15 protein-coding genes are annotated in these 17,022 nt (G+C 65.8%); 12 read left to right on the top strand and 3 right to left on the bottom strand.

Translation table 11 applies throughout. The features are described 5' to 3' along the window. Window positions 1-44: 44 nt before the first annotated feature. Window positions 45-1,028, top strand: coding sequence for an alpha/beta hydrolase family protein (locus tag JQX08_RS16025; RefSeq protein WP_205349414.1), 984 nt, complete (start codon window positions 45-47; stop codon window positions 1,026-1,028). A gap of 7 nt (window positions 1,029-1,035) precedes the next feature. Here JQX08_RS16025 and JQX08_RS16030 read toward each other — a convergent pair whose 3' ends face one another. Genes JQX08_RS16030 through JQX08_RS16040 form a run of 3 tightly spaced genes read right to left on the bottom strand, consistent with a single transcriptional unit; the run spans window position 1,036 to window position 3,507 of the window. Continuing rightward, complete coding sequence (locus JQX08_RS16030) at window positions 1,036-1,812, bottom strand: TerB family tellurite resistance protein (RefSeq protein WP_205349415.1); 777 nt, start codon at window positions 1,810-1,812, stop codon at window positions 1,036-1,038. A gap of 1 nt (window position 1,813) precedes the next feature. Continuing rightward, entirely contained in the window at window positions 1,814-2,485 is a 672-nt protein-coding gene (murU, locus tag JQX08_RS16035) for an N-acetylmuramate alpha-1-phosphate uridylyltransferase MurU (protein WP_205349416.1), read from the bottom strand. After that, complete coding sequence (locus tag JQX08_RS16040; RefSeq protein ID WP_205349417.1) at window positions 2,482-3,507, bottom strand: aminoglycoside phosphotransferase family protein; 1,026 nt, start codon at window positions 3,505-3,507, stop codon at window positions 2,482-2,484. Before JQX08_RS16040 ends, murU begins: the two co-directional genes overlap by 4 nt. A gap of 128 nt (window positions 3,508-3,635) precedes the next feature. Between JQX08_RS16040 and JQX08_RS16045 the strand changes: the two genes are divergently transcribed. From JQX08_RS16045 to JQX08_RS16095, 11 genes are all read left to right on the top strand, one after another. Continuing rightward, window positions 3,636-6,404 carry an LPS-assembly protein LptD gene (locus tag JQX08_RS16045; RefSeq protein WP_205349418.1) on the top strand — a complete coding sequence of 923 codons (2,769 nt, stop codon included), beginning with the start codon at window positions 3,636-3,638 and terminating at the stop codon, window positions 6,402-6,404. 4 nt (window positions 6,405-6,408) lie between these two features. Further along, window positions 6,409-7,686: a peptidylprolyl isomerase gene (locus JQX08_RS16050; RefSeq protein ID WP_239482227.1), complete on the top strand. Its 1,278-nt coding sequence runs from the start codon at window positions 6,409-6,411 to the stop codon at window positions 7,684-7,686. A 134-nt stretch (window positions 7,687-7,820) separates the two neighbouring features. Further along, on the top strand, window positions 7,821-8,822 hold the full coding sequence (gene pdxA, locus JQX08_RS16055; RefSeq protein ID WP_205349420.1) for a 4-hydroxythreonine-4-phosphate dehydrogenase PdxA: 1,002 nt from the start codon (window positions 7,821-7,823) through the stop codon (window positions 8,820-8,822). A gap of 115 nt (window positions 8,823-8,937) precedes the next feature. After that, a complete protein-coding gene (gene rsmA / locus JQX08_RS16060; RefSeq protein ID WP_205349421.1) occupies window positions 8,938-9,744 on the top strand; it encodes a 16S rRNA (adenine(1518)-N(6)/adenine(1519)-N(6))-dimethyltransferase RsmA in 807 nt (268 codons plus the stop codon). 37 nt (window positions 9,745-9,781) lie between these two features. Next, on the top strand, window positions 9,782-10,162 hold the full coding sequence (gene apaG, locus JQX08_RS16065) for a Co2+/Mg2+ efflux protein ApaG (protein ID WP_205349422.1): 381 nt from the start codon (window positions 9,782-9,784) through the stop codon (window positions 10,160-10,162). Continuing rightward, on the top strand, window positions 10,162-10,989 hold the full coding sequence (locus JQX08_RS16070) for a symmetrical bis(5'-nucleosyl)-tetraphosphatase (RefSeq protein WP_205349423.1): 828 nt from the start codon (window positions 10,162-10,164) through the stop codon (window positions 10,987-10,989). The genes apaG and JQX08_RS16070 overlap by 1 nt, the downstream gene beginning before the upstream one ends. Then, window positions 10,982-11,311 carry a thiosulfate sulfurtransferase GlpE gene (gene glpE, locus JQX08_RS16075; RefSeq protein ID WP_205349424.1) on the top strand — a complete coding sequence of 110 codons (330 nt, stop codon included), beginning with the start codon at window positions 10,982-10,984 and terminating at the stop codon, window positions 11,309-11,311. Before JQX08_RS16070 ends, glpE begins: the two co-directional genes overlap by 8 nt. Before the next feature lie 279 nt (window positions 11,312-11,590). After that, window positions 11,591-13,513, top strand: coding sequence for a PrkA family serine protein kinase (locus JQX08_RS16080; protein WP_205349425.1), 1,923 nt, complete (start codon window positions 11,591-11,593; stop codon window positions 13,511-13,513). A 101-nt stretch (window positions 13,514-13,614) separates the two neighbouring features. After that, window positions 13,615-14,886, top strand: coding sequence for a YeaH/YhbH family protein (locus JQX08_RS16085; protein ID WP_205349426.1), 1,272 nt, complete (start codon window positions 13,615-13,617; stop codon window positions 14,884-14,886). Between the two features lie 10 nt (window positions 14,887-14,896). Beyond that, complete coding sequence (locus tag JQX08_RS16090) at window positions 14,897-16,444, top strand: SpoVR family protein (protein ID WP_205349427.1); 1,548 nt, start codon at window positions 14,897-14,899, stop codon at window positions 16,442-16,444. A gap of 61 nt (window positions 16,445-16,505) precedes the next feature. After that, window positions 16,506-17,015 carry a DUF4136 domain-containing protein gene (locus JQX08_RS16095; protein ID WP_205349428.1) on the top strand — a complete coding sequence of 170 codons (510 nt, stop codon included), beginning with the start codon at window positions 16,506-16,508 and terminating at the stop codon, window positions 17,013-17,015. Window positions 17,016-17,022: the final 7 nt, after the last annotated feature.

The following is a 17,022-nucleotide window of genomic DNA, read 5'->3' on the forward strand; positions in this document are numbered from 1 at the left end:
GACGCAGTAGGCTGCCTGCACCCGCCCCGGCCCGGAATGTCACCATGCTGTCAGCCAAACGCCTGTCCACCCTGTGCCTGTTCTGCCTGCTGCCCTTCGGCCTGCCGACTCAGGCCGAGGACGCCGCGCAGCCCGCCGAACCGAGCGCCGCGCCGGTCGAGCGGGTCGGTGGCGAGCAGAGCGTCGACACCGCCAGCGCGCTGCAGCAACGCCTGCCGGGCGAACAGCAACTGCAGCTGCAGGCCGGCGAGGAAAGCTTCCTCGCCCTGTGGCAACCGGCCAACGTCGGCACGCCGAGCGGGGTGATCGTGCTGGTGCCCGGAGATGGTGAAAGCGCCGACTGGCCGCGCGCCATCGGCCCACTGCGGCGCAAGCTGCCGGACGCCGGCTGGCACACCCTGAGCCTGACCCTACCCGACCCGCAGGGCGCGGTACCGCCGGTGCACGACTCCCCCGCCGCCGCAACGGACGCGGCCAGCGCGGACGCGTCGGCGCCCGCCAGCGAAGCCGCAGAAACCGCACCGGCGAGCGAGGCCGCGGCGGATGCCACAGCGCCGGCCGGCTTCACCGCCGAGCAACGTGAAGCGCATGCCCAGCGCGTGCTGGCGCGCATCCGGGCCGGCATCGCAGCCGCCGAAGAGCGCCAACCGAAGACCATCGTGCTGCTCGGCCACGGCAGCGGTGCTTACTGGGCAGCGCGCTACCTCGCCGAGCAACCGTCGCCACGCATTCAGAATCTGCTGCTGGTCGCCGCCGAGGTGCCGGAGGGCTTCACGCCGACGCTGGACAGCCTGATCCCGCCGCTGAAACTGGCCACCGGCGACTTCTTCTATCAGGACAATCCCGGCGATCGCCGGGCCGCGCTGCAGCGCCTGCAGGCGGCCAAACGGCAGCAGTTGCCGGCCTACATCCAGGTCGCCATGAAGGCACTGCCGGGCAATGTCGCGGTCGAGCAGGAACAGCTCTACCGGCGCATCAAGGGCTGGCTGTCATTGCACATCAAGGCGGCGCAGCGCCCGGCCGGCTGAGCCGGCCTCAACGGAAGCCGCGGCGCTCGCGAATCAACCGGTAGGCGTTGTGCAGTTCGCGGGTGCGTTCGGTGGCTTCGCGGACCCGCGCCGGGCTGGCGCCGCTGCCGCTCAGCTTGTCCGGGTGATGCTGGCTGAGCAGACGACGGTAGGCGCGCTTGATCGCCACCGGCTCGCTGTCGGTGTGCACGCCGAGCAGGCGCAACGCTTCCTGGTAGGCGCCGCCACGCGCCAGCGGCTGCCCGGCGGGCTGGTAGTCGCGGCCGAGGCTCATCACCGTCTCGGCGTTCCAGCCCAGCCATTGCCCCCACTGCAGCAACAACTCCTGCTCGCGCGCGCCGAGCCGGCCATCCGCCCAGGCCATCCGCCAGCAGGCGCGCAGCAAGGCTTCGCCGCGCTCGCGACGGCTGCGCAGCTCGCCGAGCGGGCGACGCAACTCGCCACCGGCACTCTTGCCGCGGCTGAACGCCTCGATCGCTTCGCGCTGCGCCTGGGCATCCAGTTGCAGGCGCTGCATCTCGTTGCGCGCCAATTGGATATGCGCTTCCTGCACCGCGCCGTCGCTCTTGGCCAAACGGCCGAGCAGCAGGAACAGCAGCTCGCGCTCGTCCAGGCGCGGCGCACTGGTCACCGAACCGCGCAGGTGGGTGAGCAGCGCGCGCCAGTCATGCAGACGCAGGCGGCGGTCGAGCACCTGGCCGAGCAAGGCGCCGAGCAGCGCACCGGGAATGCTCGCCAGGGCGAAGCCCGCCCCCGCTCCGATCAGGGTCGCCGGCCAGATCATCTCAGCGCGGCTCCATCACCAGGCGCTCGACTTCCGCCAGGCGCTCGTGGGTGCCGACATCGACCCAGCGTCCCGCATAGTGCTCACCGCTCACCTGCCCCGCCGCCATGGCCTGGCGCAGCAGCGGCGCGAGCTTGAAGGCACCCGGTTGGCAGCCGGCGAACAGCGCGGGGGCGAGCACGGCGATACCGCTGTAGGTGAGGCACGGCTGTGCTGCGCTCGCATCGCTCACCAATCCCGCGTGCAGGTGGAAATCACCGTGCGGGTGATGCGCCGGGTTGTCGACCAGCACCAAGTGCGCCGCAGCCGGCAGCGGCCGGCGCAGCGCGGCGAAGTCGTAGTCGGTCCAGATGTCGCCGTTGACCACCAGGAACGGCGCATCGCCCAGCAGCGGCAGTGCACGGAAGATGCCACCACCGGTTTCCAGCGGCTCACCCTCGGCGGAGTAGGCAATGCGCACGCCGAAGCGCGCGCCATCGCCGAGGTAGTCCTCGATCTGCTGACCCAGCCAGGCGTGGTTGATCACCAGCTCGTCGAAACCGGCCGCCGCCAGCGCACGCACGTGGTACTCGATCAGTGGCTGGCCGCCGGCCTGCACCAACGGCTTGGGCGTGTGCAAGGTCAGCGGACGCAGGCGCTCGCCTTTGCCGGCGGCGAGAATCATCGCCTTCATTCCGGCACCGATTCGGCCTGCGGCAGACTGGCGAGCAGCGCGCCGAGCTCGGCCAGTTCCGGACGGCGCGCGAGCACCGCAGTGATGTAGCGGAAGAAGCGCGGCACGTCGCCGAGGTACTTGGGTTTGCCGTCACGGTGGCAGATGCGCGCGAAGATGCCGATCACCTTGAGGTGGCGCTGCACGCCCATCAGGTCGCTGGCGCGAAGGAACTCCTCGAGCTGGTCCTGCACCGGAATCCCGGCGTCGCGAGCCATCCACCAGTAGCGCTCGAGCCAGCCGCGCACCTGCACTTCCGGCCAACTGAGGAAGGCATCCTTGAACAGGCAGGTGACGTCATAGGTGACCGGGCCGTACACCGCATCCTGGAAATCCAGCACACCGGGATTCGGCGAACTCTGCATCAGGTTGCGCGGCATGTAGTCGCGGTGCACCAGCACTTTGGGCTGCGCCAGCGCACTGTCGATCAGCAATTCACAGCAGCGCTGCCACGCCGCCAACTGCTCGCCCTGCCACTCGATGCCGAGGTGGCGCTGCACATACCAGTCGGGGAACAGCTGCAACTCGCGCAGCAGCAGGGCGGTGTCGTAGTGCGGCAGACCGGCATCCAGCGGCAGGCGCTGGAACTTCAGCAGGGCCTGCAGGGCGTCCTCGAACAACGCATCGGCATTGCTCGCATCGATCACCTCGAGGTAGGTCTGCCGACCCAGATCGTCGAGCAGCAGGAAGCCGCGCTCGAGGTCGGCGGCGAGAATTCGCGGCACGTGCGCACCGGCCGAGGCCAGCAGGCCGGCGACCTTGACGAAGGGCCGGCAGTCTTCCTGCGGCGGCGGCGCGTCCATCACGATCAAGGTCCGCGCGCCGCCCTGCCTGCGGAAGTAACGGCGGAAACTGGCGTCGCTGCTAGCGGGAGTGAGCTCCGCAGGCGGCACCTCGCCCCAGCCCTCGGCGGCGAACAACGCGGGCAAACACTGATCCAACCAGGCGCGCAGCTGGCCTAGGCGTACATCTTCTTGAGGCATTCTCAGGGGTCTCCGACGGCGCTAGCCGTTGTGCGGGTCATGCTTTATTATCCAGCATCTTTTTCAGCCCATCGAGTGGCGTGCGGCCCCTAGCGGCCGAAGGCGCGCAGGAAGCCCGGACTTATAAGATGGCAGTAAACAGCCCCGCGTTTCGTAGAAAATTCCCCCTTTTGCTCAGCGGCGGCCTATTGGCCATCCACACCGTTGCCGCACCACAGGTCACCGCCGCCGAGCAGTTCGACTGCCAAGCCTCCCCCACGGGTGGCTGGGCCTGCGCGCCGAAGACGCCCGCCAGTGCACTGCCGCCACGGCCAGCGCACAGCGCCTCGGCAGTCAGCGCCGGTGCCGCCGCGGCCAGCGGCGAAGCCGGGGGCACCGCGGAAGCGGGCGCACCCGTCACGCCCTTGGTCATCGACAGTAAAGGCAAGGGCCTGAAATCGCGCAGTGCCGATTACAGCCACCTCGACTGGGTACCGCGCGACAAACTGACCGCCGCGCAACTGGCGGAAACCGGCCCGTATTGCGCCGGCGCCTACGTCGAGCCACCGCGCCCCGGCATGGATGACAAGACACCGCTCAGCGAAGCGCCGATGTACATCTCCGCCAAGGCCTCGCGCTACGAGCAGGAAAAGCAGGTCGCCACCCTGGCCGGCAATGTGGTGCTGCGCCAAGGCAGCCTGCAGGTCGAAGCCGATGAGGCGAACCTGCGTCAGGCGGAAAACCACGGCGAGCTGGTCGGCAACGTCAAGCTGCGCGACAACGGCGCGCTGGTGGTCGGCGATCGCGCCGACCTGCAACTGGACAACGGCGAGGCGCAGGTCGACAACGCCGAGTACGTCCTGCACAAGTCGCACACCCGCGGCAACGCCCTGTATGCCAAGCGTGAAGAGACGGCGATCATCCGCCTGAAAGACGGCACCTACACCCGCTGCGAGCCGGGCAGCAATGCCTGGCACCTCAAGGGCAACAACATCACGCTCAACCCGGCGACCGGCTTCGGTACCGCGACCAACGTGACGCTGCGGGTCAAGGATCTGCCGGTGTTCTACACGCCGTACATTTACTTCCCGATCGACGACCGTCGCCAGTCCGGCTTCCTGCCGCCGAGCATCGGCACCTCGAGCGATACCGGCTTCTCGCTGGAAACCCCGTACTACTTCAACCTGGCGCCTAACTACGACGCAACCCTGTACCCGACCTTCATGGCCAAGCGCGGCCTGTTGCTGGAAGGCGAAGGGCGTTACCTGACCAAGAGCAGCCAGGGCCAGTTCGGCGCGGCCTACCTGGATGACCAGGAAGACGAGCGCAAACTGCAGTCCGAGTACGAGGACCAGCGCTGGCTGTACAGCTGGCAGCACACCGGCGGCCTCGACTCGCGCCTGCTGACTGAAGTCGACTTCACCGACATCAGCGACCCTTATTACTTCCAGGATCTGAAAACCGACCTGGGTCTGGCGCCGACTAGTTACGTCGACCAGCGCGGCACCCTGACCTGGCGCGGCGACAGCTACACCGCGCGCCTCAATGCGCACGCCTATGAAATGGCTACGGTCACCGACATCACCCCGTACGACCGCCTGCCGCAACTTACCCTGGACGGCATGCTGCCGTTCCAACCGGCCGGACTGAACTTCACCTACTCCACCGAGTTCGTGCGCTTCGACCGTGACCTGCGCGAAGGCAACTTCATTGACAAGGACGGCAACCCGACGCCCTGGTACGACAGCCAGATCTTCGGCCTGGCCCGCGCCACCGGTGATCGCGCCCACGTTGAGCCGGGCGTGAGCTTGCCAGTGAACTGGACCTGGGGCTTCGTCAAACCGTCGCTCAAATACCTCTACACCGACTACAGCCTCGACCTGGATAGCCTCGGCAAGAGCCAGGTGGGTAGCTTCGACGACGCCCCGGATCGTGGTGTAGCCGTCGCCAGCGTCGACAGCGGCCTGTACTTCGACCGCAACACCCAGCTGTTTGGCAAGAGCTATCGGCAAACCCTGGAACCACGCCTGTTCTACCTCTATGTCCCTGAGGAAGACCAGGACGACATCCCAGTGTTCGACAGCAGCGAAAGCACCTTCAGCTACTCCTCGCTGTTCCGCGAGAACCGCTTCTCCGGTCGCGACCGCATCGGCGACGCCAACCAGCTGTCGCTGGGCGTGACCAACCGCTGGATCCAACCGGACGGCTTCGAGCGCCAGCGTTTCAGCATTGGCCAGGCGCTGTACTTCGCCGACCGCAAGGTACAGATGCCGGGTGTCGACTACCGCACCCGTCAGGATGCGACTTCGGACGTTTCGCCGTACGCGCTGGAATACCTGTACCGCTTCAACCGCGACTGGAACTTCACCTCGGACTTCAACTGGGACCCGGATAGTCATCGCACCCGCTCGGGCAGCGCGATGTTCCACTACCAACCGGAAGACAATCCGAACAAGGTGGTCAACGCCGGCTTCCGTTATCGCAACGATACCGTGCGCTACGACCCGTCCACCGGCACCTGGCTGACCGGCGGCGGCGACTACACCGATCCAGTCACCGGGCAGACCATCAAGGACTACTACAAGATCGAACAGCACGACATCTCGACCATCTGGCCGATGGTGCCGCAGTGGAGTGCGATTGCGCGCTGGCAGTACGACTACAACCGCAACCGCACCCTGGAGGCCTTCGCCGGCTTCGAGTACGACAGTTGCTGCTGGAAGCTGCGCCTGATCAACCGCTACTGGCTGGACTACGACGAATACAGCCTGTCGCCCGACCTCAACGAGGAAGGCGACCGCGGTATCTTCCTGCAAATCGTGCTCAAAGGCCTTGGCGGTGTCGTCGGCAACAAGGTTGAAACCTTCCTCGATAAAGGCATCCAAGGTTACCGTGAACGTGAAGACCAAGCTTTCTGATTGCATGCGCCCGCTGCTGGGCGCGCTGTTGCTGAGTAGCGCCCTGCTGGGTAACGCACAGGCCGAAGTTCAACCGCTGAACCGTGTGGTAGCGATCGTCGACAACGACGTCATCATGCAGAGCCAGCTCGACCAGCGCCTGCGCGAAGTGCAGCAGACCATCGCCAAGCGCGGTGCCGCGCTGCCGCCCGAGCACGTGCTGAGCCAGCAGGTACTCGAGCGCCTGATCATCGAGAACATCCAGCTGCAGATCGGCGACCGCTCCGGCATCCGCATTACCGATGAAGAGCTGAATCAGGCGATCGGCACCATCGCCCAGCGCAACAACCTCAGCGTCGAGCAGTTCCGCGCGGCCCTGGCCCGTGACGGGCTGTCCTACGAGGATGCTCGCGAGCAGGTGCGCCGCGAGATGGTCATCAGCCGCGTGCGTCAGCGCCGCGTTGCCGAGCGCGTCCAGGTGACCGAGCAGGAGGTGCAGAACTTCCTCGCCTCCGACCTCGGCAAGATGCAGCTGTCCGAGGAGTACCACCTCGCCAACATCCTTATCCCGGTCCCGGAAAGCGCCTCGTCGTCCGACATCCAGGGCGCTGCCAAGCAGGCTGACGAGCTGTACCAGCAACTGCAACAGGGCGCCGACTTTGCCCAGCAGGCCATCGCCCGCTCGGCCAGCGAAACCGCACTGGAAGGCGGCGACATGGGCTGGCGCAAGGCGGCGCAACTGCCTTCGCCGTTCGACTCGATGATCGGCGCGCTGAAGCCCGGCGAAGTCACCGAGCCGATGCGCACCCCGGGCGGCTTCATCATCCTCAAGCTGATCGAGAAGCGCGGCGGCGGCACCCAGGTGCGCGATGAAGTGCATGTGCGCCACATCCTCATCAAGCCCAGCGAAATTCGCAGCGAAGCCGAGGCTCAGCGCCTGGCCGAGCGCCTGTACGAACGCATCCAGTCTGGCGAAGATTTCGGCGCCCTGGCGAAGAGCTTCTCGGAAGACCCAGGCTCGGCGCTCAACGGCGGCGACCTCAACTGGATCGACCCGAACGCACTGGTGCCGGAGTTCCGCGAAGTGATGGCGCACACCGCCAGCGGCGAACTCTCCAAGCCGTTCAAGAGCCCGTATGGCTGGCACGTCCTGGAAGTCCTCGGCCGCCGCGCCACCGACAGCAGCGAGCAGTTCCGCGAGCAGCAGGCACTCAGCGCCCTGCGCAATCGCAAGTACGACGAAGAGCTGCAAGCCTGGCTGCGCCAGATCCGCGACGAAGCCTACGTCGAGATCAAGCTCTGAGCCCCGGCTCAGCAATCGGAAGCCCGGCCTAGCGCCGGGCTTTTTGTATCCGTGATCGGCATCGGCATACTCTGGTGCCAGACCCATAGCCTGCCCGGCCGCGCCTCGCCGGCCAGCCCCGAGAGGAGCCTTCGATGACTCAGCCCCTGCGTTTCGCGCTCACCCCAGGCGAGCCGGCCGGCATCGGCCCCGACCTGTGCCTGCTGCTCGCCCAACAGGCCCAGCCGCACCCGTTGATCGCGGTGGCCAGCCGCGCCCTGCTCACCGAACGCGCGGCGCAACTGGCCTTGCCCATCGAACTGCTGGCCGTCGCACCCGGCCAGTGGCCCGCGCAGCCCGCCGCCGCGGGCAGCCTGTACGTCTGGGACACCCCGCTGCATGCGCCGGTGGTGCCCGGTCAGTTGGACGCGGCGAACGCCGCCTATGTGCTGGACACCCTTACCCGCGCCGGGCAGGGCTGCCTCGACGGCGACTTCGCCGCGATGATCACCGCGCCGGTGCACAAGGGCGTGATCAACGACGGCGGCATCCCCTTCTCCGGGCACACCGAGTTCCTCGCCGAACTGACCCACACCGCCCAGGTGGTGATGATGCTCGCCACCCATGGCCTGCGCGTGGCTCTGGTGACCACCCACCTACCGCTCAAGGACGTGTCCGCGGCGATCACCCCCGAGCGCCTGCAGCGCGTCACTCGCATCCTGCATGCCGACCTGCGCGACAAGTTCGGCATCGAGCGGCCGCGCATCCTGGCCTGCGGCCTCAACCCGCATGCTGGCGAGGGCGGCCATCTCGGTCGCGAGGAGCTCGAGGTAATCGAACCGACCCTGGACGGTTTGCGCGGCGAGGGCATCGAGCTGATCGGCCCGCTGCCAGCCGACACCCTGTTCACCCCCAAGCACCTCGAGCATTGCGACGCGGTGCTCGCCATGTACCACGACCAGGGCCTGCCAGTGCTCAAGTACAAGGGCTTCGGTGCGGCGGTGAACGTCACCCTGGGCCTGCCGATCATCCGCACTTCGGTCGACCACGGCACCGCCTTGGACTTGGCCGGTACCGGGCGAATCGACACCGGCAGCCTGCAGGTCGCCCTCGACACCGCCTACCAGATGGCCGCCAGCCGCACCGCGCGCGGCTGAGCCGCTCGCCTCGCCGGGATGCCGACCCCGGCCGCAACTGGTAAGCTGCGCGCCTTTGCCTGACTGCTTCGGCGCGGCCCACCAGGCGCGCGCGGCGAAGCCTGGAGCCGCCCCGATGTCCGAGTTGCACCAACACCGCGCCCGCAAGCGTTTCGGCCAGAACTTCCTGCACGACGCCGGCGTGATCCACCGCATCCTGCGTGCCATTCATGCACGCGAAGGTGAGCGCCTGGTGGAGATCGGTCCAGGCCAGGGCGCTCTCACCGAAGGCCTGCTGAGCAGCGGCGCGCATCTCGACGTGGTGGAACTGGATCTCGACCTGATCCCCATCCTGCGCGCCAAGTTCGCCGAACGCGCCAACTTCCGCCTCAATCAGGGCGATGCCCTGAAGTTCGACTTCACCCAGCTGGGTGGCGAGCCGCACAGCCTGCGGGTGGTCGGCAACCTACCGTACAACATCTCCACCCCGCTGATCTTCCACCTGCTCGACCACGCCTCGCTGATCAAAGACATGCACTTCATGCTGCAGAAGGAAGTGGTCGAGCGCCTGGCCGCCGAGCCAGGCGGTGGCGACTGGGGCCGGCTGTCGATCATGGTCCAGTACCACTGCCGGGTCGAACACCTGTTCAATGTCGGCCCCGGCGCGTTCAATCCGCCGCCGAAGGTCGATTCGGCGATCGTCCGCCTGGTGCCGCACGCCGTGCTGCCGCACCCGGCCAAGGACCACCGGCTGCTTGAGCGCGTGGTGCGCGAAGCCTTCAACCAGCGCCGCAAGACCCTGCGCAACACCCTCAAGGCGTTGCTGCCGGCGGCCGCCATCGAAGCCGCCGGCGTCGATGGCAGCCGCCGTCCCGAGCAGCTCGACCTCGCCGCCTTCGTTCGCCTGGCCGACCAGCTGGCCGAGCAGACAAGCGCGGAGTGAGGTTTTAGACTCGCAGTTCAGCTTTCCGAGCGTCCCCATGACCGATTCCCGCTATCAGATCGACGTCAGCGTCGTCACCCGCTTCCTCCCCGAGCAATCGCAGCCGGACGCGCAGCGCTTTGCCTTCGCTTACACGGTGACCATCCACAATGGCGGTGAGCAGCCGGCCCGCCTGCTGTCGCGCCACTGGATCATCACCGACGGCGACGGTGGCGTGCAGGAAGTGCGCGGCGCCGGGGTGGTCGGCCAGCAGCCGCTGATCGAACCGGGCGCCAGCCACACCTACAGCAGCGGCACCGTGCTCAGCACGCGGGTCGGCAACATGCAGGGCAGCTACCAGATGCTCGCCGCCGACGGTAAGCGCTTCGACGCGCCGATCGCGCCGTTCCGCCTTGCCGTTCCGGGGGCGCTGCACTGATGGCGGTGTACGCCGTTGGTGACCTCCAGGGTTGCCTGAAGCCGCTGCAATGCCTGCTCCAACGTGTCGCCTTCGACCCGACCCAGGACCGCCTGTGGCTGGTCGGTGACCTGGTCAACCGCGGCCCGCAGTCGTTGGAGACCCTGCGCTTCCTCTACGCCATGCGCGAAGCAGTGGTCTGCGTGCTCGGCAACCACGACTTGCACCTGCTGGCCACCGCCCACCACATCGAACGCCTGAAGAAGTCCGACACCCTGCGCGAAATCCTCGACGCCCCGGACCGCAACGAGCTGCTCGACTGGCTGCGTCAGCAGAAGCTGCTGCACCACGACGCCGAGCGCCAGATCACCCTGGTGCATGCCGGCATCCCGCCGCAGTGGTCGCTGGCCAAGGCGCAGAAGTGCGCCGCGGAAGTCGAGGAAGTGCTGCGCGACGACGCCCGCCTGCCGCTGTTTCTCGACGGCATGTACGGCAACGAGCCGGCCAAGTGGGACAAAAGCCTGAAGGGTGTCGCCCGCCTGCGGGTGATCACCAACTATTTCACCCGCATGCGCTTCTGCAAGGCCGACGGCACCCTCGACCTGAAGAGCAAGGAAGGCGTCGGCACCGCGCCACCGGGCTACGCGCCGTGGTTCAGCCACTCGGAGCGCAAGATGCGCGGGCAGAAGATCATTTTCGGCCACTGGGCCGCACTCGAGGGCCGCTGCACCGAGCCCGGCCTGTTCGCCCTGGACACCGGCTGCGTGTGGGGCGGCAGCATGACCCTGTTGAACGTCGACAGCGGCGAGCGTATCAGCTGCAGCTGCGAGGAGAACCGCCATGACTGACTTCAAACGTATCGGCCCGGAACAGGCCCAGGCACTGCGCGAGCAAGGCGCCGTGGTGGTCGACGTGCGCGACCCGCAGAGCTTCGCCCTCGGCCATATCGCCGGCTCGCAGCACCTGGACAACTACTCGCTGGCCGATTTCATCGCCCACGCCGATTTCGACAAGCCGCTGATCGTCGCCTGCTACCACGGCAACTCCAGCCAGGGCGCCGCCGCCTACCTCGCCGGCCAGGGATTCGCCGAGGTCTACAGCCTCGATGGCGGCTTCGAACTGTGGCGCGGCACCTACCCCAATGAGATCGACCAGGGCAGCCTGGAATAAAAAATTACAGAACGGCGCACCCCTCGCCGTTTCTGGCTCAGCGGTCACTACCGGACGAACGGCACAGGTCGTCAGGGCAAGCGCGACGCTTGACCTTCGGGATTCCGAACTACTCTTAAGCCAGGCCATCCAAAAAGGAGAGCCGGCACACCGGTTCCGGGCCATCGGCAGTGACCACTTAGGTGTTCTGGGGGATTTCCATCGGCCGACTTCTCGGCTGACGCCCGCACCCGCACGACCGATCCGGCGCCGACTCTCCGCATCGAGCGAGGTGACGACATGAGTATTTTCAGCCACTTCCAACAACGCTTCGAGGCGACTCGCCAGGAAGAATATTCCCTGCAGGAATACCTGGACCTGTGCAAACAGGAACGCAGCGCCTACGCCACAGCCGCCGAGCGCATGCTCATGGCCATCGGCGAGCCCGAGTTGTTGGACACTTCCCTCGACCCGCGGCTGTCGCGGATCTTCTCCAACAAGGTGATCCGCCGCTACCCGGCGTTCGCCGACTTCCACGGCATGGAAGACTGCATCGACCAGATCGTCTCGTTCTTCCGCCACGCCGCGCAGGGCCTGGAAGAGAAGAAGCAGATCCTCTACCTGCTCGGCCCGGTCGGCGGCGGCAAGTCCTCGCTGGCGGAAAAACTCAAGCAGCTGATGGAGCGCGTGCCGTTCTACGCGATCAAGGGCTCGCCGGTGTTCGAATCGCCACTGGGGCTGTTCAACGCCGATGAGGACGGCGCGATCCTCGAGGAGGAATACGGCATTCCGCAGCGCTACCTGCGCTCGGTGATGTCGCCCTGGGCGTCCAAGCGGCTCAGCGAATTCGGCGGCGACATCAGCAAGTTCCGCGTGGTCAAGCTGTACCCGTCGATCCTCAACCAGATCGCCATCGCCAAGACCGAGCCGGGCGACGAGAACAACCAGGACATCTCCGCACTGGTCGGCAAGGTGGATATCCGCAAGCTCGAGGAATTCCCGCAGAACGACGCCGACGCCTACAGCTACTCCGGCGCCCTATGCCGCGCCAACCAGGGCCTGATGGAGTTCGTCGAGATGTTCAAGGCACCAATCAAGGTGCTGCACCCGCTGCTGACCGCCACCCAGGAAGGCAACTACAACAGCACCGAGGGCCTCGGCGGCCTGCCGTTCAGCGGCATCATCCTCGCCCACTCCAACGAATCGGAATGGCACAGCTTCCGTAACAACAAGAACAACGAGGCGTTCATCGACCGCATCTACATCGTCAAGGTGCCCTACTGCCTGCGCGTCACCGACGAGATCAAGATCTACGACAAACTGCTGCTCAACAGCTCGCTGGCGCACGCCCACTGCGCGCCGGACACCTTGAAGATGCTCGCGCAGTTCTCCGCGCTGTCGCGCCTCAAGGAGCCGGACAACTCCAACGTCTACTCGAAGATGCGCGTCTACGACGGCGAGAACCTCAAGGACACCGACCCGAAGGCCAAGTCGATCCAGGAATACCGCGACTCGGCCGGCGTCGACGAGGGCATGAACGGCCTGTCGACGCGCTTCGCCTTCAAGATCCTCTCCAAGGTGTTCAACTTCGACCCGCACGAGATCGCCGCCAACCCGGTGCACCTGCTCTACGTGCTGGAACAGCAGATCGAGCAGGAGCAGTTCCCCGCCGAGATGCGCGAGCGCTACCTGCGCTATATCAAGGAATACCTGGCGCCGCGCTACATCGAGTTCATCGGCAAGGAGATCCAGACTGCCTACCTCGAGTCCTACAGCGAGTACGGGCAGAACATCTTCGACCGCTACGTGCTGTACGCCGACTTCTGGATTCAGGACCAGGAGTACCGCGACCCGGAAACCGGCGAGATCCTCAACCGCGTGGCCCTCAACGAAGAGCTGGAGAAGATCGAGAAGCCGGCCGGCATCAGCAACCCGAAGGATTTCCGCAACGAGATCGTCAACTTCGTGCTGCGCGCGCGGGCCAACAACAACGGCAAGAACCCGACCTGGCTGAGCTACGAGAAGCTGCGGGTGGTGATCGAGAAGAAAATGTTCTCCAACACCGAAGACCTGCTGCCGGTCATCAGCTTCAACGCCAAGGCCAGCAAGGAGGATCAACAGAAGCACAACGACTTCGTCAAACGCATGGTCGAGCGCGGCTATACCGAGAAGCAGGTGCGCCTGCTGTCGGAATGGTATCTGCGGGTTCGCAAGTCGCAGTAGTCTGCCATCGGCGCCGCGATTTCCCGCGGCGCCGGTCGCCGTCGCATTCGGACTTGTCCGTGGCGGTTCTGCCGCTGCGGACCAAGCCCTGAGGAGCATTCATGAGCTACGTCATCGACCGGCGTCTGAACGGCAAGAACAAGAGCACGGTGAACCGCCAGCGCTTCTTGCGGCGCTACCGTGATCACATCAAGAAGGCGGTAGAAGAGGCCGTCAGCCGCCGCTCCATCACTGACATGGAGCACGGCGAACAGATCAGTATTCCCGGCCGCGACATCGACGAGCCGGTGCTGCACCACGGTCGCGGCGGGCGGCAGACCATCGTCCACCCCGGCAACAAGGAATTCACCACCGGTGACCGCATCCCCCGGCCATCCGGCAGCGGCGGCGGTGGCGCCGGCGGCAAGGCGAGCAACAGCGGCGAAGGCATGGACGACTTCGTCTTCCAGATCACCCAGGAAGAATTCCTCGACTTCATGTTCGAGGACCTCGAACTGCCCAACCTGATCAAGCGCCACCTGGCCGGCACCGACACCTTCAAGACGGTGCGCGCGGGGATCAGCAACGAAGGCAATCCGTCGCGCATCAACATCATCCGTACCCTGCGCTCGGCGCATGCGCGACGCATCGCGCTGTCCGGTAGCAGCCGCGGCAAGCTCAAGCTGGCGCTCGAGGAACTGGAGCGATTGAAACGCGAAGAGCCGGACAACTTCGGCGATATTCAGGAAATCGAAGCGGAAATCAGCAAACTGCGCGCACGCATCAACCGCGTGCCGTTCCTCGATACCTTCGACCTCAAGTACAACCTGCTGGTCAAACAACCCAACCCCTCGTCAAAGGCGGTGATGTTCTGCCTGATGGACGTATCCGGCTCGATGACCCAGGCCACCAAGGACATCGCCAAGCGCTTCTTCATCCTCCTGTACCTGTTCCTCAAGCGGAACTACGAGCGCATCGAGGTGGTGTTCATCCGCCACCACACCAGTGCCCGCGAGGTCGACGAGGAGGAGTTCTTCTACTCCCGGGAAACCGGCGGCACCATCGTTTCCAGCGCCCTCAAGCTGATGCAGGAAGTGATGGCCGAGCGCTACCCGATCAACGAGTGGAACATCTACGCCGCGCAGGCCTCCGACGGTGACAACTGGAACGACGACTCTCCGATCTGCCGCGACATCCTGATGAAGCAGATCATGCCGTTCGTGCAGTATTTCACCTACGTCGAGATCACCCCGCGCGAGCATCAGGCGCTGTGGTACGAGTACGAGCAGGTGCGGGAAACCTTCGAGCACACCTTCGCCCAGCAGCAGCTGGTGTCGGCGGGTGATATCTATCCGGTATTCCGCGAGCTGTTCCAGCGCCGCCTCACCGCATGAGGGCCAGCAGATGAAACGTCAGCCCATTTCCACCGGCTCGGAATGGACCTTCGAGCTGATCCGCACCTACGACAAGGAGATCAGCCGGCTGGCCGAGCGCTACGCGCTGGACACCTACCCGAACCAGATCGAAGTGATCACCGCCGAGCAGATGATGGACGCCTACGCCTCGGTGGGCATGCCGCTCGGCTACCACCACTGGTCTTACGGCAAGCACTTCCTCAGCACCCAGAAAGGCTATTCGCGCGGGCAGATGGGCCTGGCCTACGAGATCGTCATCAACTCCGACCCGTGCATCGCCTACCTGATGGAAGAGAACACCATCACCATGCAGGCGCTGGTCATTGCGCATGCCTGCTATGGCCACAACAGCTTCTTCAAGGGCAACTACCTGTTCCGCACCTGGACCGACGCCAGCTCGATCATCGACTACCTGGTGTTCGCCAAGCAGTACATCATGCAGTGCGAGGAGCGCCACGGCATCGACGCGGTGGAAGACCTGCTCGACTCCTGCCACGCGCTGATGAACTACGGCGTTGATCGCTACAAACGCCCCTACCCGATCTCCGCCGAGGAAGAACGGCGCCGCCAGAAGGACCGCGAAGAGCACCTGCAACGGCAGATCAACGACCTGTGGCGGACCATTCCCAAGGGCGCGCACAAGGGCGGCGATCAGGACAACAAGCGCTTCCCCGCCGAGCCGCAGGAAAACATCCTCTACTTCATCGAGAAGCACGCGCCACTGCTCGAACCCTGGCAGCGCGAAGTGGTGCGCATCGTGCGCAAGATCGCGCAGTACTTCTATCCGCAGCGGCAGACCCAGGTGATGAACGAAGGCTGGGCGACCTTCTGGCACTACACGCTGATGAACGACCTGTACGACGAAGGCCTGGTCACCGACGGCTTCATGATGGAGTTCCTCCAGTCGCACACCGGGGTGATCTACCAACCGGGCTTCGACAGCCCCTATTACAGCGGCATCAACCCCTACACCCTGGGCTTCGCGATCTACAGCGACCTGCGGCGCATCTGCGAAAAACCCACCGACGAAGACCGCCACTGGTTCCCCGACATCGCCGGCAGCGACTGGCTGGCGACGCTGAAATTCGCCATGGGCAGCTTCAAGGACGAAAGCTTCATCCTGCAGTTCCTGTCGCCCAAGGTGATCCGCGACCTCAAGCTGTTCAGCGTGCTCGACGACGACCAAAAGGACGAACTGCTGGTGCCGGCGATCCACGACGAGACCGGCTACCGGGCGATTCGCGAGACCCTCGCCGCGCAGTACAACCTCGGCAACCGCGAGCCGAACGTGCAGATCTGGAGCATCGACCGGCGCGGTGACCGCTCGCTGACCCTGCGCCACCAGCAGCACGACCGCAAACCGCTGGGCGAGTCCACCGACGAAGTGCTCAAGCACCTGCATCGCCTGTGGGGCTTCGACATTCATCTGGAAAGCGTGCGCGGCGACCAGGTGGTCCACACCCAGCACATCCCGCCCCGCCACGACCAGGATGCCGACGATTACCCGCGCCTCGAATTGGCCTTGCCGCCCATTTGATCGGTTGACCGTGGCGCGGCACGCCGCCGAGCATGCCAGCAACCTCCATGGAGTCCGCGTCATGCGCGTGTTGCTGGTTCTCCTGCTGTGCCTCGGCCTGGCCACCTGCGCCAGTCACGTCCCGCAGATCCGCGTCGAGCAGCCGGCCAGCCCGGCGCTGGCCGGCCGCCAGAGCTTCCAGCTGATCGCCCCGGAGCAGGCGCTCAGCGGCCCGGCGCCCTACGCCGAGCGCTATGCGCAGCTGGTACCGCTGCTGCGCCAGGGCCTTGGCGAGCGCGGCTACCACGAAAGTCAGCGCCCGCAACTGCTGGTCTACTACTGGCTGGCGCTGCAGGACAGCCCGCTGGAATTCCGCGTCGACACCCCGCCGCCCAACCCGCTCGGCCCCTACCAGGCGATCCATCGCCTGCGCGACGAAACCGGCACCTTGCGCCTTCGCCTGGCCACCCCGGACGGCCAGGTGCTCTGGGAAGGCCTGGCGACCACCGGACTGAGCCCGGCGCGCGACAGCCCCGAACTGCTGCACAGCGCGGTCGGCGCGCTGCTGCTGCAGATCCCCGAGGCGCGCTGACGCCAGC

This window comes from Zestomonas insulae, from assembly GCF_016901015.1.
In the GTDB taxonomy this organism is placed as follows: domain Bacteria; phylum Pseudomonadota; class Gammaproteobacteria; order Pseudomonadales; family Pseudomonadaceae; genus Aquipseudomonas; species Aquipseudomonas insulae.